The sequence below is a fragment of the Spiroplasma endosymbiont of Melanargia galathea genome (assembly GCF_964031075.1).
Lineage (GTDB): Bacteria > Bacillota_I > Bacilli_A > Mycoplasmatales > Mycoplasmataceae > Spiroplasma_A > Spiroplasma_A apis.
In genome coordinates, this window is the sequence record NZ_OZ035000.1 from 210,736 (window position 1) to 229,109 (window position 18,374).

Sequence of the window (18,374 nt, forward strand, 5' to 3'; positions counted from 1 at the left end):
GAGTAATGATTATGGAAAATGCACTAAATCTGAACTTAAAAAATTCAAAGCAAGTAAAAAAAGAAAAAAAACTTGCCAAGAAAAAAGAAAAAAAGGCAATTAGATATAAACCTACAAAAAGTATCACAATAACCTTTATTTATTTATTCAGGCTTTGTATGATCGCTTATTGAATTATTGTTCCAATCTTTTTCGCACTTATCTTCTATTATGATCCCGGTGTTAAACCACTATTTAAGTATATAGTTATGGTATTATTTGCGAAAATATCTATCGTAGATGGAGAATATATAATTACAAATGATGTAGAGAAACTTGCCTCTTTGTTAATATGAATTATCACTCCGTCGATATGATTTGTTAGTTTTATCTTAATTTATTTATTTGTTTATAAACCATTCTTCAAGAAAAAAACCTATGGTAAGAGAGCGTATTTAGCTTTTAGATTCTTTTTTTGGTCAATTTTATCAACTGCATCGATATACATAATTTGATTTTCTATCGATTTTTTACCTCACAAACCTTCCGAGGGTATTGGTAATGGTTTTATAAATCCGAGCGATAAATATTGAACTGCCGCAAAAGAGAATTTCTCACCATGAAATGGATGGATGATATTTTTCCAATGTATACAAGCTGTATTACTATTTTTTGGAATATATACAGCTATAGAAGCAGATCTGATTAGAAGAAGAAAACTAGATTTTAATGAATTATTCAAGTCTGATATTAACGATAGAAGTATTGTTAATCAAGTTTTAGAAGGTAGACTTGAGTTTGGGCAATATGATTCTGCTTCTTTGAATAAAGATTTGAAAGAACTAAAAATCAAAATGAAAGAAGAAGAGGTTGAGCGAAAAATCAAACAATATGAAAAGGAAGATGCTTTAAAGGCAACTTATAAGCTTAATAAAAAGAATGGCAAAGCTAAAAAAAATACTAAGTTATAAAGGTGAAAAAATAGCATATTATTTGGTTTTGCGTCAACAAAAATACATTAGACTTAAAATAGAAAATGAACAAATAATCATTTCTGCCCCATTAGGTGCTCATGATTGAGAAATTGAACATTTAATATACAAAAATATCTCAAAAATCATGAAGATTATTGAGTTAAACAAAAATCATAGAAACATACAAATAGAACACCCAAGTTTTGTCAAAATATTAGGAGAAAGAAAAGAAGTAACCTTTGTGAATGATAAAAAACTTCTCGATAACAACTCATTTATGTTATATGAAACGAGTGAAGAAACCATTAAAAAGATGTATAAAAAGTTAGCTATACAGAAATATAATTATTTTTTGAGCAGACTTCATCATTGAAAAACCATAATGGGCTTAGAGTTTGAAAACTTTACCTTGAAAGAGATGAAAGGTAAGTGAGGAATTTGTTATCCTTCGCAATCTAAAATTGTTTTAAACATAAGATTGATTCACTATCCACAAATTGCGATTGATTATGTTGTAATACATGAATTAAGTCACTTGGTACATAAGAATCACTCAAAAGACTTTTGATATTTAATTGAAAAATATCTACCAAATTATAAAAGTGTTAGTGAACTATTAAAAGTGAATGTTTTATAAAGTATAATTTAATAAAGATGGGAGATATATTTCGATGGTATGGAAGAAAAATTTCAAAAAAATAAAGAAAGAAAAGCCCAAAAAAAAGTTTGTTTATGAATTCTCGGAAGGAGAATCTAGTTTTATTGAATGAAACAGATCATTGGAAGAGGTAAATCACTGAAATGTCGAAAATCTTGTTGGCTTAATTGAGAAGTATAATTTAGAGCTGAAAAATGTTCTTAGTTCTCAAACAATACCAACAGTTAAGGAAAATGGTTTCAAATGAGATTTCAAGAAATACTCAATTTCAGAAAGCTTTTTTTCATATCCAGCAACCAGTCTTTTTAAAAACGTTTTCGACTTTCTAAAACAAAAAGTTGGAGTATTTGGAGCTACTCTTGGTATAACATCTCTTTCAAAATTCAATTATTATGTTACTCTTAAATTTTGAAAGGTTTTTAATTATACATTCACCAATAATGATTTGAACGATAATAACATACTTAGGGTATTTGATGTAATGCAAAGAACCACACTTGATGCTTATGAAGGGATAATTGAAAAAATCTTAATACTTTTAGAAGGTATTGAAGTCTCTCCATATAGGCATCACTTATTGATAGAGGAAGTTTTGGAATTAGGTCAAGATTTCACATATCATTGAAGCAGAATGTTGGATCAGGTGATTGATTTGACTCTAGAAACATTTGTTTTTCAAAAAGAATACGGCAAGACGAGTTCATCTACCTATACTTACGAAGAACCAGAAGAAGAAAATTTTGAAGACTTTTTTGAAAAAACAAAAACAATGGTTTTCAATGACGAAGTTAATGATGCTTTTGCTTACTTTGATTTGTCGAAAATGGACCCGCCAAACGAGTTTAAAAGAGTTTATAGAAAACTTGCAAAAAAATACCATCCAGATGTTAATCCTGACCCAAGCGCAGCTAATGAAATGAAAAAAATTAATATGTTCAAAACTATAATTGAGCAGTACTACGAAAAATACGATATTTTTTAATGTAATTAGAAATTCGATTAAATGTATTATGGATGATAATTCAATTAATAAAAAAATATATCTAAATTTTCATTTTGATAAATTCCGCAAGAAAATTTTTTTTAACTTTATAAATACAATTTAAAACTAATAAATTGTTGGTCAAAAAATATATAATAGAGTGAGTAATTTATTATTGGTTATAAAATAGGTACTATGTTTATCAAAGCAACTATAAAAAGTTTACTAAGTAAATTTTCATAATAGTTTATTTAAAATGACCTTGCTGATAATATGATATTCAACTTATGAACCATATTAACAGTGTATATAAGTTATTGTGTTTACATAATTACTTATTGAAAGGATTAAAGCTATGAGTTATAGAGAGTGGGAATATTATAGTTTCATTCCTTATGAAACTATAAATAAAGAAGTTTTTATATTATTGTCTCTCTTCGGAGAAGATAATAAGTTTTTACAAGCCATACAAAAAAATTGATTCAAATATAAAGATGTGGCAATGTTTAGAAATTATATAGAAACGGCATTTGAACAAATAGAGGTAGAAAATAAAGCTGAAGTTGACCGTGATAGCCTTAGTTGTCTCTTGAGAATGATGTCGATATGCGATACGTTTACAGATTATGAATATATTTATGGCATAACAAGAGATTATTATATAGAAACTAAAAAAAATCAACAAAAAGAGTTGCGTCTCTATGATTACTCATTCAAACAATATTTTGATTTATTAATTAAAGGCTTCAAAGAAGAGTTAAAAGATATCAAAGTTCCATCTCGTTATGTAACAAAAACAGGCGAAATTTCTAGAACTATAGAAGGTATAAAAGGTATAAAAGATTTTAAAAAAGTTATCAAAGAAAATTACAAAATAAATGACTTAATAAGTGACTTACTTGATGACCTTGAGGATGATAGTGACGGTAACTCAGAGTTTGAAAGTGACCACGAAGTTGTCTTATATAATTTTGCAATATATTACTCAACTAAATTCTACTTTGGTTTACTTTTAAGAGAAAAAATAATTTTAGTTGAAGAAAAAAATACAAATTGTATAATCGAAGAATATAAACCACTTATCGAAGAAGATGATATGAGGCTAACCGAAACACAAATGTTGACGGATCAATCATTGGAAATATTTTATAAAACGTTGAAAAACTAAACACTAGGAGTCTTGATATGAGAAAACATCTGAAATTTCCGTTTTGTTGCAAAGAAGACTCAATTTTCTTTTCTACACTGTTTGAAAACTATATATGCCAAAGGGAAGTTAATAATGGATTTTCAATAATCAATGAAGATTATAAATTATACAGTATATTAAGTGATAGTGATCTAGAATTGCTTTTTGCAAGACAAGAAGAAAAAATATCTAAACTAAAAGCCAACATCTTAGAAGAAGTTGAAAAAAAGTTTAGAAATGTAGCAGGATTATTATTTATTTATTACATAAAGTTACTTTTCAATAAGTTACCTTCAAAGCTAGATAAATCAGCTTTTTTAAACTTTATCGAAGGTCAAAGTATTTATTTACACACAAGTTTAATTTCAAGCGAAGCCGAAAGACTTATTGAGTTTATAAAAATATTAATTAAGGATATCAGTGTTTATGAAGCGGCAAATATATAGAATTTATTTGTAAAATAATCAAGTTTTGTATATATTAGTTGCACATAATTTGATATGATTTTTTTGTTATACGATTTTTAGGAGAACCAGATTATGAATAAAAAAATTATAAACATTGCTGTTATTGCCCATGTAGATGCAGGTAAATCAACCTTGGTTGATGCTTTCTTAAGTCAATCAGGAGTATTTAGAGCAAACGAAGAAGTTAAAGAGCAAGTTATGGACAGTAATGATCAAGAAAGAGAACGAGGTATTACTATTTATTCTAAAAACTGTGCTATTGAATATAATGAATTCAAAATTAATATTGTGGATACACCAGGTCATGCCGATTTTTCTAGTGAAGTTGAAAGAATTATGAAAACTGTTGATACAGTAATTTTGTTAGTCGACTCAGCAGAAGGTCCGATGCCACAAACAAGATTTGTCTTATCAAAAGCATTAGAACTTGGTTTAAGACCAATTTTATTAATTAATAAGATAGATAAAAAAGATCAAAGAGCTATGGAAGTTGTTGATGAAGTTCTAGAGTTATTTATGGAACTAAATGCAAATGATGAGCAAATTGAATTCCCAACTTTATTTGGAGTTGCTAGAGAAGGAAAAGTCCAATATTCATTGGATGAACCTAGTGAAGATTTATCTCCATTGTTTGAAACTATTATCAAACAAGTAGGTAATTATCCCTTAGAACTTAGTCAAGAACCAGTGCAATTGCAAATTTCTTCTCTTGCTTATGACTCATTTATTGGGAGATTGGGAATTGGAAGACTTTTCAAAGGAGTACTTAAAGAAGGACAACAAGTATCAATATCAAAAAACGATGGATCAGTTATAAAAGGTAAACTATCAGGTTTATTTATATATCAAGGAATGAAAAGAGTTGCTGTTAAAGAAGCGCAAGCTGGAGAAATAGTTGTTGTTTCGGGTATAAGTGATTTGACCATTGGTGATACGATCTGTGACCCTAATAACATTGTTCCTCTTCCACCAATCATCATTGAAGAACCTACAATGAGTATGAATTTCTTAGTAAATACTTCACCTTTTGCTGGACGAGTTGGTAAATATGTTACAACTAGAAACATAAAAGAAAGATTAGATAAAGAACTTGAAGTCAACGTTGGTTTAAGGGTTGAACCACTAAGTGATTCATCTGCTGATGGGTTTAAAGTTTTGGGTAGAGGTGAACTTCACTTATCAGTCTTAATAGAAACTATGAGAAGAGAAGGTTTTGAACTAGGTATCTCAAGACCAGAAGTTGTTTTTAGAAAAGACGAAAATGGAAACAAACTTGAACCTATGGAAAAGGTAATAATTGATGTACCAACTGAATACGCTGGAACAGTAATAAATAAATTGAATATCAGAAAAGGTTTAATGGTAGACATGGACAGTGATGGAGTTAGAGATAAAGTAACTTACATAGTTCCAACAAGAGGTCTAATAGGTTTTAAATCTGAATTTATAAATGACACTAGAGGAGAAGGTGTTATGGTTAAATCTTTAATGGGGTATGAACCATATAAAGGAAAAATCGAGGGAAGAGTTAATGGTACATTAGTTTCAATGGCCAATGGTGTAACATTACCTTATGCATTGAATAACTTGGAAGAAAGAGGTATATTGTTTGTCGGACCACAAGTAGAGGTATACGATGGAATGATTGTTGGTCTTCACTCAAGAGATAATGACCTTAATGTTAATCCTACAACAGGAAAAAAACTAACAAATACAAGAGCATCAGGAAGTGATGATTCTGTTAAGTTAACTCCACCAAAAAAATTCACTCTTGAAGAAGCGCTTGAATTTATTGAGTGAGACGAATTAGTTGAAGTTACCCCAGACGACATTAGATTAAGAAAAAAATGACTATCAGAAAACGAAAGAAAACAACATAGAAACGATCCTCACTAGGGGATTTTTCTATTTTTTATAAGAATTATGAAAAATATTCTAATGATTCTCACAAAAATCTTTTCATTTCAGTATTTTTTAGGGTTATTATAAAAAGGTAAGGAGAAAAAAATATGTCAAAAATAGTTAATATAGTTGCACGTGAAGTATTAGACTCACGTGGATTTCCAACAGTTCAAGTTGATGTAACAACAGAATTTGGTGGATTTGGATCAGCTAAGGTACCATCAGGTGCATCAACTGGTTCAAGAGAAGCATTAGAATTAAGAGATGGAGATAAAAAACGCTACAATGGAAAAGGTGTTTTAAAGGCCGTTGACAATGTGAATAAAAAAATAGCAAACGAAATTATAGGTATGGAAGTTACAGACCAAATAGCAATTGATAATGCAATGTGTAAATTAGATGGCGATGATTTTAAGAAAAACTTGGGAGCCAATGCAATTCTTGGAGTTTCTCTTGCGGTTGCAAAAGCAGCTGCTTCTGAATTAGAATTGCCTCTATACAGATACATTGGTGGAGTTAACGCAAGAAGATTACCTGTTCCAATGTTAAACGTAATAAACGGTGGTGAACACGCTGACAGTGCAATCGACTTCCAAGAATTTATGGTAATGCCTGTTGGGGCACCAACATTTAGTGAAGCATTAAGATGAGCTTCAGAAACTTTCCAAGCATTAAAATCATTACTACACGAAAAAAATGATATTACTGCAGTTGGTGATGAAGGGGGATTTGCTCCAAACTTTGCATGAGCTTATCCAGAAGAATCATTAGAAGCTTTCAAAAGTAAAACACCTGCTGAGGTTGCTTTAGATCTTTTAGTAGAAGCAATAGAAAAAGCAGGATATAAAACTGGAAAAGAAGGAATTATGATCGCAATGGATTGTGCGAACTCAGAATTATACATTGATGGTAAATACCACTTCAAAAAAATTGAAAAAGTTACAGGTAAAGAATGAGCAATGACTACTGACGAAATGATTGCTTACCTAGATAAACTTGTGGATACTTACCCAATAATTTCAATAGAAGATGGTTTAGCAGAGTCCGATTGAGAAGGATTCCAAAAACAAGTTAAAACTATGGGACATAAAATTCAAATCGTTGGTGACGACTTATTTGTAACAAATCCTAAAATAACTGCTGAAGGAATTGAAAAAAGAGCCGCTAATTCAGTTTTAATTAAACTAAATCAAATAGGTTCATTAACTGAAACAATTGAAACAATTCAAATGGCGCAAAAAGCAGGTTGAACAGCAGTTACTTCACACCGTTCTGGTGAAACTGAAGATACAACAATTGCCGATTTAGCAGTTGCATTAAATACAGGTCAAATTAAAACAGGTTCAATGTCAAGATCTGATAGAATCGCTAAATATAATAGGTTGTTAGAAATTGAAGCAGAACTTGGTGATGCTGCAATATATGATGGAATGAAATCTTTCTATAACTTAACAAAATAAAATACTTAAACAACTAGTAAAGTAGTATGTTAATTTAACTCCGCACACAAATGTGCGGAGTTTTTTTGCATGAACTCTATTGGTATTTAACTATCAATGACAAAAAATTCTTTATTAAAAGATTCAGTATATAAAAGTTCCTATAATTAGGTTACAATTTAAATGGTGAGAATTTTGAAGTTAAAAAAAGAAATAAATAAAAAACTTGTGTACTGGGTTTTGGGTGTGGGTATCTTTATACCATTTTTTATTACCTTAGGAATTTATGATTTTAAAATTGCTGAGATTATAAAGACTAATATTTATTCTCAATGAAATTGATTTAAGTATTTGTTTGATGTTGTTGGGAAAACTATTATCGCAATACCGATTTACTTAACTTTGTTCGTTTCTATTTTATGTTTTTTGAATTACTATCCTATTAGCAAAAGTTGGGGTAAAACTATCTTTGTTATTTTTCATTTGATAGTGATTTTAGGATTATTATCATATAGCATTGACAAAAGTTGATTCAACAATAAGTTTGACGAAAAAATCTTAATAGAAGTAATTGCCACTTCAATTATGTACTTAATAATATTCACATTTATACTAATAATAAACATAATAGTATTTAGAAAGAAACTGCATAAAGACAATTATTTTTTGTTTAATATGTCTCGAAAAACTACACATTTAGTTGTTTTTTTATTCCTATCATTCGTTACTGTTCAATTTCTTAAATATTTCTTTGGAAGACCAAGACCTTATCAAATATTTGAAAAAGAAGATCCTTTCATTTCTTTTAAGTATGTATTCGAAGTCTATTTTGGTGCTTCAAGAGGTAATAGCTTTCCTTCAGGTCATACGCAATCAACATTATCATTAATGGGATTACTGTTTTTTTTAAACAAAAAAACAAAAAAACAAAAAAATATATATAAAATTTTTTATGTTGGAATAATATTTTTTACCATACTTGTTGCTATTTCAAGAATTTTAATTTTAGCTCACTTCGCAACTGATACTTTATTCTCAATAGGGCTAGTCTTGATTTATTTTTATACTACCCCTTTAATAATTGAAAGTTTTAAAAAGAGGTTTATTAAAAATGGCTAAGTTTTATGGTTTAGATGTTGGGAGTAAGACTATTGGTGTAGCATATAGTGAAGGGTATTTTGCAAATGTCCACTCTACTATAAGATTTAAAGAGGATGACTTTTCAGAAGCGGTTGAACAATTTATGAAAATTGTAAATCAAGAAAATTTTGAAAAAATAGTAATAGGTTATCCTAAAAATATGAACGGAAGTTTAGGTCACAGAGTTGAAATGGTAGACCTATTCATTGATACCTTAGTAGAAGAAGGCGGTATCCAAAAAGACAAAATTGTACTGATTGATGAAAGGCTAACAACAAGGATGGCAAAAGCCTTGATGATTGAAGCTAATTTATCAAGGAAAAAGCAAAAGGTAAATAAAGATCAAATCGCCGCAAAACTTATCTTAGAGACTTTCTTGCAACAAAATAAGTAGTATAATAAATAAGTATTTTGGAGGTACAAATGAAGCATCCATTAGTAAAAAAAATAATATTTACAAATGAACAAATTGAAGCTAGGACAAAGCAATTAGGAGAAGAGATTACTAATTATTATAAAAACTCAAAAGTTAAGGAAAACACTGTTATTTTGATTGGTTTATTAAAAGGTTGTGTTCCTTTTTTATCAACATTTATGAAGTATTTCGATTTTCAATGTCAAAGTGAGTATATGGCAGTGTCATCTTATTTAGGGGGAACCAAAACCTCTGGTGAACCTAAAATTAACCTAGATTTGAACTTATCTTTAAAAGATAAGCATGTCTTGATAGTAGAGGACATAGTTGATTCTGGAATTACATTAAATTATATAAAACAATATTTGTCTCTTAAAGGGGCAAAAGAAGTTAAAATAGTTTGTCTCTTAGATAAACCCGAAGGAAGAAAAATCGACATAAAACCCGATTGGTTTGGTTTTGAAGTAGAAAATCAATTTTTAATAGGATATGGACTGGACTATCAAGAAAGATTACGTAACTTGCCTTATGTAGCCGTATGTGATATTGAAAAACTTGAAGATTGAAAATGATAATGTTAGTTATCATTTTTTTTTAAACAAAATTTTAGGCCACAAAGAACAAAAAGTTATATAATGTTAGAGAATATGGAGGCAAAATAATGATTAAAAAAATCGGAGTTTTAACTTCTGGAGGTGACGCTCCGGGAATGAATGCTGCAATTGCAGCAGTAATTAAGTCGTCAATTGCCAAAGGGATCGATCCTTATGTAATAAAAGACGGTTATAAAGGCTTGGTTGAAAATTGGATCGAAAAAGTAGACCTTGAATTCGCAGACAATATTATCGCCAAAGGTGGTACCGTAATTGGTTCTGCCAGATTACCTGAATTTAAAGAAGAAAACGTTAGAGCCAAAGCTGTAGAAAATCTTAAAAATAAAGGTATTGAAGCTTTAGTCGTTATTGGTGGAGATGGTAGTTACCAAGGTGCAGAAAAACTTACTAAAATGGGTATAAATTGCATAGGATTGCCAGGTACTATAGATAATGATATCGTTTCTTCTGACTTTACAATTGGATTTGATACTGCTTTGAACACAGTTGTAAGGTCTATTGATGCCATTAGAGATACAATGCAATCACACAATAGATGTAGTGTTGTTGAAATAATGGGAAATGGATGTGGTGATTTAACTTTATTTGCCGCAACAGCAACGGGTGCAGAAGTTTTTTCAACAACAGAAAGTACTTTGACTGAAGAAGAAGTCATTAATCAAGTACTGGATTTAGCAAAGAAGAAAAAAAGAAGCGTAATAGTGGCTGTAGCAGAAAAAGTTTACAAAGATGTTCACATGTTGGCTGAAAAAATAGAGAAAGCAACAGGGTATGTAACAAGAGCGACAGTATTAGGACATGTCCAAAGAGGTGGAGTTCCATCTGCAATGGATAGATATTTAGCAACTAATGCAGGTATCTTTGCAGTAGATCAGTTAGTTGCAGGTAAAGGTGGTTTATATATCGGGATGAGTGAAAATAAATTAGTAGCTAGAAATATTGAGTCAACCTTAAATATGCCAAAAGTAGATAAAACTGAAGAATATCAAAAAATAAGACAAATAAATAAAGCATTATAAATTATAGCGAGGAAATAAATAATGAATACAAAAAATATAGAGTTTTATGAACCTAGCAAACTAAAAAGTAAAATTAAAAGAACTAAAATAGTAACAACAATAGGTCCTAGCACAGGAACAAAAGACGACATGAGAAAGTTATTTGAATGTGGTATGAACGTTGTTAGACTTAACTTCTCACACGGAAGTCAAGATGAACACATTTTAAAAATCAATGCAGCAAAAGAATTGCGTGAAGAATTAGACAAACCAATTTCAATATTACTAGACACCAAAGGTCCTGAAATTAGAGTAGGAAGAATGGTTGAAGGATCACAAAAAATAAAAGCTGGAACTGATATTCGAATTTATACTACTGAAAATGAATTTAAAACTAGAGAATGTAAAGCTGGAGAAATGACTGTTTCTTATGATATGAGTATTGATTTGAAGTCTGGTGACATTATTTTAGTAGATGATGGAAAGTTAACATTAAATGTTTTGAATGTTGAACCTGGAATCGTAAATTGTCGAGCTTTCAATTCTCATGTAATTAAGACAAATAAGCGTATAAATTTACCAGGTGTAGATTTCTCATTACCATTTTTAAGTGATAAAGATATTTCTGACATAAGATTTGGGGCAAACTTAGGAATAGACTATATTGCAGCAAGTTTTGTAAACACACCAGAAAATGTAAATGATATAAGAAAAATACTTAAAGAAGAAAATGCCGAACATATTCAAATTATTTCAAAAATAGAATCAAAAATTGGGATTTTTAATATTGATGAAATCATTGATGCAAGTGACGGGATAATGGTAGCTAGGGGAGACCTTGGTTTAGAAATACCTTATTACGAAGTTCCTTATTGAGAAAAACAAATGATTAGAAAGTGTCGTGAAAAAGGAAAGCTTGTGATAGTTGCTACTCAAATGTTAGAATCAATGACTGATAACCCACAACCAACAAGAGCCGAAGTTACCGATGTTTATTATGCTACTGAACTAGGTACAGATGCCACAATGTTGAGTGGAGAATCAGCAGCTGGTATCTATCCTTTTATTACAACTGAAACTATGGCAACAATTAATAAACGTGCTGAGCTTGGTTATTATGGAAAAGTTTATTACGATAGAGCTTTAGAAATTGCAAGAAGTACAACTCAAGGACCAAGAGCAAAAATCGCAGATGAATTAGCTAATATTACTCGAAATGGTAAGTATGAGTTTGCAATTGTCTTATCTAGAACTGGAGAATTATTGAAAACTATTTCTAAGTTTAGACCGAATGTTACTATTCTAGGTATTTGTGAAAATGAAAAATTATGAACAGCGTTTGGTTCATGACATTCAATTTTTATGAATAGAGTAGAAAACATTGATGAAGCAGTGGCAAACCCAAGCCTTTTAAGCGAGATTGCCAGATCATGAGGTGCCAAAAAAGGCGAAGAAATTTTAATTGTAAGATCAGAAAACATAAAAGTTCATACTGTTTAAAAAAATTACTTCGGTAATTTTTTTTAAAATATAATACGGGTCTTGTTCGATGTAGCAATTGTAGCAATTTGTAATATAATTAATTAATATATAAAAGAGGTTATTAAAATGTCTTATAAAAAAAGTTACAAAAAATTAAGAAAATATCAATACAACTGATTTGCTTTATCTTGTACCTTATTTTTTTTTCCTATTGTGATTATCTTTGTTACAATCTTTTCAGTAGCCTTTGTTCCATATTTGTTCAAATATAAAAGAAGCGGAATTGGAAAAGGGGGTCAAGAGTTAAATACCCTTAGAGACTTAGAATATGATGGTCAAGTCAAAAAAATGCCAAAATATAATATTAAAGAAAACTCTTACAAAGAGTTTTTTATAGGAAATGAAGAAGAGAAAATTAGTGTTCTAACGATGGAACACGAGAACAGCGATACATGAGTTATCGGTGTTCATGGTTTTAAACGAAATAAATATATTGGTGTAAGGAATGTATTTCATTTTTATAAAGAGGGTTATAATATATTAACTTTCGATGCCTATGCACATGGGAAAACATATGGAAAGAAATCAGATTTTGGTTTAACTAATTCAAAAATTCTTGATGTGTTAGTAGAGTGAATTAAAAAAACTAAAAAAACAAGTAAAATAGGAATTTTAGGGGTTAGTATGGGAGCAACAACATCGCTTATGTTTGCTAAAAATTATTATCTAAAAAATAAAGTTGATTGAATTATTGCTGATTGCCCATTTATGCAAGCGATTCCGCAAATTAGATTCTTTTTACAAAAATATACTAAATTACCTTGATGATTAGGTACATTATGAATTAATTTTTTATTTAGATTACATAGTAAAACTAACATAAAAGAAGTTAACTTATTTTGAGGATATGAAAAAATCAAAAATTTACCAATATTATATATTCATGGTAGAATAGATGACTTCATTATGTATGATAACTCAGTAGTTATGCATTATAAAAAAAGTCTTTTCGATAACAATAAAGAGAACTTGATTATATATGATAATGCCAAACATAGTCAGTCTATTGTTAATAATTATAAGGACTATACCACTAGAACACTAAATTTTGCATCAAAATATAATAATACAAAAACAAAGTAAAATATTATTTACTTTGTTTGTCTAAAACATTGTTTCAAATTGTAGTGTGTTTTTATTTATAACGATTGTTAGAGCCGAAGGCTCTAATTTTCTTTCTCACTTCATTTTTGACCTCATCGATTGAAGATCTACCATACTTACGAGCGTCATATTCATTAGGGTGCTCTGTTAATCAATTTCTGATTCCATTACAAGCAGCAATTTTTAGATCTGTACCAATATTTATTTTAGTTATACCCAAACTGATTGCTTTTTGTAGGTCGCTCAATGAAACTTGGCTTGCCCCATGTAATACAAGAGGTGCCTTTATTTTTTCGCTTAATTCTTTTAGTAGCTGAAATTGTAGTTCGATTTTACTCTTGTTTAAACCGTGACTTGTTCCTATCGCTATCGCGAGTGCATCTATTTGAGTCTTATTTTCAAAGGCAATTGCCTCTTCTAAAGAAGTATATTTTTTATTTGAAGTATCTCTATCGTCTTCTTTTCCACCAACATGGCCAATTTCTGACTCAACATCGACATCTCTAGTTCTTGCATATTCAACAACTTCCTTTGTTTCCTTTACATTCTCTTCGAACGGTTTAAGTGATGCGTCTAGCATCACACTTGAAAAACCCACATCACATGCTCGTTTAATTAAATTAATATCGAAGCCATGATCTCAATGTAACACAACTGGTATTCGAGCTTCTTCTGCTGCTTTTAATGAAAGAGCAAATACATTCTCAATTCCGATATATTTAGCTGCACTTTCAGTAACCATCAATATTAAAGGTGATTTTTCTTCCTCTGAAGCTTCTATAATTCCTTTCATCATCTCGAGGTTATCAAAGTTAAAGGCTGGAACTGCGTAGCCTTCTCTTTTTGCTTTTGCTAGTTCTAATTTTAATTTGGCTTTCATAATTGATACCTCCTTTTGTGATAAACTATACACATAAGTATTTTACATTGTTTTAAACTTTTTTAAACTTTTTTAAACTTTTTTAATAAATAACAACGAGGAGAATTTGAATGTTAAAAGAAGAGAGATGAGCTAAGATATTAGAATTAGTAGACACAAGGGGCTTTGTAAAAAATAATGAACTTGCTAGATTAACTGATTCAACTATTCAAACTATAATAAGCGACATAAATTCACTAGATAAGGAAAATAGAGTTATAAAAGTTTATGGTGGCGCTAAGTCTATATTTGAACATAAAACTAATAGAGAATCTTTTGATGAGGAAAAAATAAATTTAAATAGTTTTGAAAAAGATTTGATAGCTAAAACAGCTGCGGACTTAGTCGAAGAGAAAGATTATATTTTTTTAGATACAGGAACAAGCACAAAAAAATTAATAAAATATTTAGCAGATAAGGATATAAAAATAGTAACTAACGGGTACTCAATAGCACTGGAACTAATGGAGCAAGATATTGAAGTTTGTTTAGTTGGTGGAACAATAATCCCATCAACCCATGCTACTGCGGGTGTTTTATCTTTGAAGTTTTTAGAAAACTTTTATTTTGATAAGGCATTTATTGGTATCAATAACGTTGACAAAGAGGGAATGTACACCACTAACATAGAAGAAGCTATGATAAAAGAAAAAGTAATCAAATGTTCAAAAAAGGCTTTCATTCTTTGTGATTCTAGTAAATATGGTAAAAAAAATAGTGTCAAAGTGGTTACTCAGGAAAACACAACTATAATTAGTGAAAAAGCACCCAAGTTTGATTTAAATAATATAATAATTGCAAAAACTGAGTAAAATAGATTTTTCACTCTTTTTTATTGACAATTAACCTTTTGAAGGTAAAATATATATCTATGAAAACTAATGTTTATAAAGACTATAATTTTTAAGCAGAAATAATGAAAGGAAATGATTATTTTAATCTACCAAACTTTTTTTGGTGTTAAAATTTCACATTGAAAATGGAGAAAAAAATTTACATTACTTCCCTGAACCCTTCAATTGAATACAAACTATATTTCGATGAGTTAGTTAAACATAAAAAAAATCAATCTTATAAATCTAAAATGAAGCCATTTACTAAAGTTCTTCATATCGGAAGAATATTTAAGAAGATGGATTGAGATGTTATACCTATATTGTTCATTCCTCCTCATTTTGGAACACTTTTTAAGAACGAAATGGAAAAAGAGAATATGAACTTAAAATGATTTCAAGCGAAGGGAGATATTAGAATAAGTGTTAAGTTAGCGGATAATGATATAACTGAATGTAACACTTTTGGAGCTCCCGTATCCCAACTTGAACTCAGAAAGATGAAATCATATTTTTATGATGTTTTGCAAGAAAACGACATTGTAGTTTCTACTGGAACAGTTCCACCAAATGTAGATAATTCTATCATAAGAGATATTTGCGAAATTGCTAACATTAATAAAGCAAGATTTGTGACAGATGTTTTTGGTGAGCCCTTAAGAAAATTATTGGGAAACAAAGTTTTTTTATACAAAACAAACATTGAAGAACTTGAATTAACAATGGGAAAAAAAATAAACAATCAAAATGATTTAATTATTTCTATGTCCGTTTTACTTAATAAAGGGATAGAAAATATTTTAGTATGTAAAAATAACAATCTCATCTTAGCAAATAACCAAAATATCTTAGAAGCCTCTTTTGAAAATCTTAATTTACAAAATAAAGAAGTTATTGATCTTAATTATGGAGTTTTGGCAGGATTCTTAGATACATTTATTAAAACTAATGATTTCGAATCAGCACTCAAGAGCTCATTATTAGTTGGCAATGCAATTATAATTTGAAAACATAGTATTACAAAAGAAAAAATTAGTAGTATTTTAAAACAAACCGATCAAATAAAAATAAGAGTAGTGCGCTAGTATAAAAAATTCCAAAATTTGAATAAATTATTTCAATATTCTCCAAATTATTTCATATTGATATAAAATAGGCAATGGGAGGATATTATGCACAAAATTAAAAGAAAAGAATTGTTTCTAGAAAAACTTAAAAAATCAAAATTTATAACATCTAGGGATTTTATTAAGTTTGCTAATGAACTAGGAATTAATGAAACTACAGCGAGGAGAGACCTTAAGGAGTTAGAAATTGAAGAAGCTATTAGTTTATCTTTTGGAGGTATATCGGTAAAAATTAACGATGACTTTGAAGAAAGCAGGGTTAAAAAATTAACTATCGAGATAGATAAAAAATGCTTGATAGCAAAAACCGCTGTAAAACTATTGTGTGATCAAGACATTATTTTTTGTTCAGCAGGTACTACAATGGAAAAGTTTGTCTCTAAGATAAAAAAAACTATTAAGATGGTAGTTACTAACTCATTAACTGTTTTTAATGAGTCTAGAAAAAACCGCTTTATTAAAGATGTAGTTTTATTAGGTGGACTTTTTAGAGAAAAAAGTCAAGTCTTTTCCTCGAAAAATCAAGCAAATCATTTTAATGAGATGTGCCTTTCAAAGACGTTTTTTAGTGCCTTAAGTATTGATGATAAAGGAAATGTATATGATGATTTTGACCCTGAAATCGATGTGATTTTAAAAGCCATGAATAATTGTCAAAGTTCTTATTTACTAATAGATTCTTCAAAGTTCATAAATATTGGTGCTAATAAAATAACTAATATCAATAGTATTAAATATATAATTACAGACAATTGTAGCGAACAAATGAAAGAATTGCTAAAAGATAAACTTATTTTAGCGAAGAGGGAGAATAATGATTAGTTTTGAAAATATAGAAACAATAAAAGAAATACGCCAACAACCCATCATATTTAAAAAAATTTACGAAACCTTCGTAAATAATATTAATCACTATAAAGAATTTGCCCAAAAATATAAGAATTACAAAATCCTATTGGTAGGGGCTGGAACCAGTGAATTCATAGGAAATGCAATCCAACCTTATTGATATAGTAAAGGTTTGAATATAATATCTGTTTCATCAACAGAGTTAATTTTAAACCCAAAATATTACGTACGTAAAAATGAAAAAGTGGTTTTAGTTTCGTTTGCTAGAAGCGGTAATTCTCCAGAATCGGTTGCTTCACTTGATGTAATGAACAAATATATGAAAAGTTATTTTAATTTAATTATAACCTGTAACAAAAACGGAGAGTTAGCAAAGCAAGTGAACTTTTTAGAAAATATCGAATTAATACTATTGCCCGATGAGTCGAATGACAAAGGTTTTGCAATGACATCAAGTTACTCTGGGATGATGATGGCTGCCAATTTGATATTTTCTTTAATGACTGACAGCTTATTTTTTGAAAACTTTGAAGATAATTTGAGCAAATATTCAGATGCTGTGCATCATATCCAAGAAAATATACATATGTTAGAAGAACTTTCATTCAAAAGAATAATTTATTTAGGAAGTGGTGTTATGAAAGGTATTGCCCAAGAGTCTAGTTTAAAATTCCTCGAACTAACACAGGGGATAATCCCTACATTTTTTAATGATATTTTAGGTTTTAGACATGGCCCGAAATCAATTTTAAATAAAGAAAGCGCCGTTTTAGTTTTGAGATCATCGAACTCACACTCTAGAAAATATGAACAAGATCTTATAGAAGAGCTAAAAAATGAAAATAGAATAAAATTAATTTTAGAGTTAGATTATAAAGGTATCAATAAAAATCAAAATCTTAAATTGTTTATAAATACTAACTTGAATGACGAAATTTGAATTGGGGTTTATTACATCTATTTTGCTCAATTATTTGCAATTATGAAATCTTTATCTTTAAATATTGATCCTGATAACCCTTGTCCTTCTGGTGAGGTTAATAGAGTTGTCAAGGGTGTACGTATTCACGAGTATAATTAAATGACTACAACACAAATAGGCTTATTAGTTGGATTATTTGCGGGTATTTTAGGAACATTTCTCACCATTATCTATATATTAAGAGTGAAACAAAAAAATAAACATAAAGCTAAATCATTTGATTCAGATAATCATAAAAAAGGGAGCGTTTACTCATTCTTT

General features: G+C 29.3%; 18 protein-coding genes. 17 read left to right on the forward strand and 1 reads right to left on the reverse strand.

Annotated features, from left to right (window positions below):
- Positions 1–11 precede the first annotated feature (11 nt).
- From AAHM92_RS00970 to AAHM92_RS01030, 13 genes are all read left to right on the forward strand, one after another.
- The gene (locus tag AAHM92_RS00970; RefSeq protein WP_500222639.1) at positions 12–950 is read left to right on the forward strand and encodes a hypothetical protein; all 939 of its coding nucleotides are present in this window, start codon (positions 12–14) and stop codon (positions 948–950) included.
- Positions 919–1,590, forward strand: coding sequence for a M48 family metallopeptidase (locus AAHM92_RS00975; protein WP_023788952.1), 672 nt, complete (start codon positions 919–921; stop codon positions 1,588–1,590). Before AAHM92_RS00970 ends, AAHM92_RS00975 begins: the two co-directional genes overlap by 32 nt.
- Positions 1,591–1,624: 34 nt before the next feature.
- A complete protein-coding gene (locus AAHM92_RS00980; RefSeq protein ID WP_500222641.1) occupies positions 1,625–2,593 on the forward strand; it encodes a DnaJ domain-containing protein in 969 nt (322 codons plus the stop codon).
- A gap of 355 nt (positions 2,594–2,948) precedes the next feature.
- Positions 2,949–3,761, forward strand: a complete 813-nt coding sequence (locus tag AAHM92_RS00985) for a hypothetical protein (protein WP_500222643.1) — start codon at positions 2,949–2,951, stop codon at positions 3,759–3,761.
- A 17-nt stretch (positions 3,762–3,778) separates the two neighbouring features.
- Positions 3,779–4,228 (forward strand): hypothetical protein, encoded by a 450-nt coding sequence (locus AAHM92_RS00990; protein WP_500222645.1) that lies wholly within the window; start codon positions 3,779–3,781, stop codon positions 4,226–4,228.
- A gap of 90 nt (positions 4,229–4,318) precedes the next feature.
- The gene (gene typA, locus AAHM92_RS00995; protein ID WP_500223101.1) at positions 4,319–6,145 is read left to right on the forward strand and encodes a translational GTPase TypA; all 1,827 of its coding nucleotides are present in this window, start codon (positions 4,319–4,321) and stop codon (positions 6,143–6,145) included.
- A gap of 113 nt (positions 6,146–6,258) precedes the next feature.
- The gene (gene eno, locus AAHM92_RS01000) at positions 6,259–7,611 is read left to right on the forward strand and encodes a phosphopyruvate hydratase (RefSeq protein ID WP_023788957.1); all 1,353 of its coding nucleotides are present in this window, start codon (positions 6,259–6,261) and stop codon (positions 7,609–7,611) included.
- A 174-nt stretch (positions 7,612–7,785) separates the two neighbouring features.
- Entirely contained in the window at positions 7,786–8,709 is a 924-nt protein-coding gene (locus tag AAHM92_RS01005) for a phosphatase PAP2 family protein (protein WP_500222647.1), read from the forward strand.
- Positions 8,702–9,124, forward strand: a complete 423-nt coding sequence (gene ruvX / locus AAHM92_RS01010) for a Holliday junction resolvase RuvX (RefSeq protein ID WP_500222649.1) — start codon at positions 8,702–8,704, stop codon at positions 9,122–9,124. The genes AAHM92_RS01005 and ruvX overlap by 8 nt, the downstream gene beginning before the upstream one ends.
- A gap of 29 nt (positions 9,125–9,153) precedes the next feature.
- The gene (gene hpt, locus AAHM92_RS01015) at positions 9,154–9,720 is read left to right on the forward strand and encodes a hypoxanthine phosphoribosyltransferase (RefSeq protein ID WP_023788960.1); all 567 of its coding nucleotides are present in this window, start codon (positions 9,154–9,156) and stop codon (positions 9,718–9,720) included.
- An 86-nt stretch (positions 9,721–9,806) separates the two neighbouring features.
- On the forward strand, positions 9,807–10,778 hold the full coding sequence (gene pfkA / locus AAHM92_RS01020; protein ID WP_500222650.1) for a 6-phosphofructokinase: 972 nt from the start codon (positions 9,807–9,809) through the stop codon (positions 10,776–10,778).
- Positions 10,779–10,799: 21 nt separating this feature from the next.
- Entirely contained in the window at positions 10,800–12,257 is a 1,458-nt protein-coding gene (gene pyk / locus AAHM92_RS01025) for a pyruvate kinase (protein WP_023788962.1), read from the forward strand.
- A gap of 108 nt (positions 12,258–12,365) precedes the next feature.
- Positions 12,366–13,382: an alpha/beta hydrolase gene (locus AAHM92_RS01030; protein WP_500222652.1), complete on the forward strand. Its 1,017-nt coding sequence runs from the start codon at positions 12,366–12,368 to the stop codon at positions 13,380–13,382.
- A gap of 52 nt (positions 13,383–13,434) precedes the next feature.
- On the opposite strand, the gene AAHM92_RS01035 is transcribed toward AAHM92_RS01030, so the two are convergent.
- Positions 13,435–14,283 (reverse strand): class II fructose-bisphosphate aldolase, encoded by an 849-nt coding sequence (locus AAHM92_RS01035; protein WP_500222654.1) that lies wholly within the window; start codon positions 14,281–14,283, stop codon positions 13,435–13,437.
- Between the two features lie 110 nt (positions 14,284–14,393).
- Here AAHM92_RS01035 and AAHM92_RS01040 point away from each other — a divergent pair, with 110 nt between their 5' ends.
- The 4 genes from AAHM92_RS01040 to AAHM92_RS01055 all read left to right on the forward strand — a co-directional run bounded on the left by AAHM92_RS01040 (position 14,394) and on the right by AAHM92_RS01055 (position 18,212).
- Complete coding sequence (locus AAHM92_RS01040) at positions 14,394–15,134, forward strand: DeoR/GlpR family DNA-binding transcription regulator (RefSeq protein WP_023788965.1); 741 nt, start codon at positions 14,394–14,396, stop codon at positions 15,132–15,134.
- 167 nt (positions 15,135–15,301) lie between these two features.
- Positions 15,302–16,240, forward strand: coding sequence for a PfkB family carbohydrate kinase (locus tag AAHM92_RS01045; RefSeq protein ID WP_500222656.1), 939 nt, complete (start codon positions 15,302–15,304; stop codon positions 16,238–16,240).
- A gap of 87 nt (positions 16,241–16,327) precedes the next feature.
- A complete protein-coding gene (locus AAHM92_RS01050) occupies positions 16,328–17,104 on the forward strand; it encodes a DeoR/GlpR family DNA-binding transcription regulator (RefSeq protein WP_500222657.1) in 777 nt (258 codons plus the stop codon).
- On the forward strand, positions 17,097–18,212 hold the full coding sequence (locus AAHM92_RS01055; RefSeq protein ID WP_500222658.1) for an SIS domain-containing protein: 1,116 nt from the start codon (positions 17,097–17,099) through the stop codon (positions 18,210–18,212). Before AAHM92_RS01050 ends, AAHM92_RS01055 begins: the two co-directional genes overlap by 8 nt.
- The last annotated feature ends 162 nt before the right edge of the window (positions 18,213–18,374 follow it).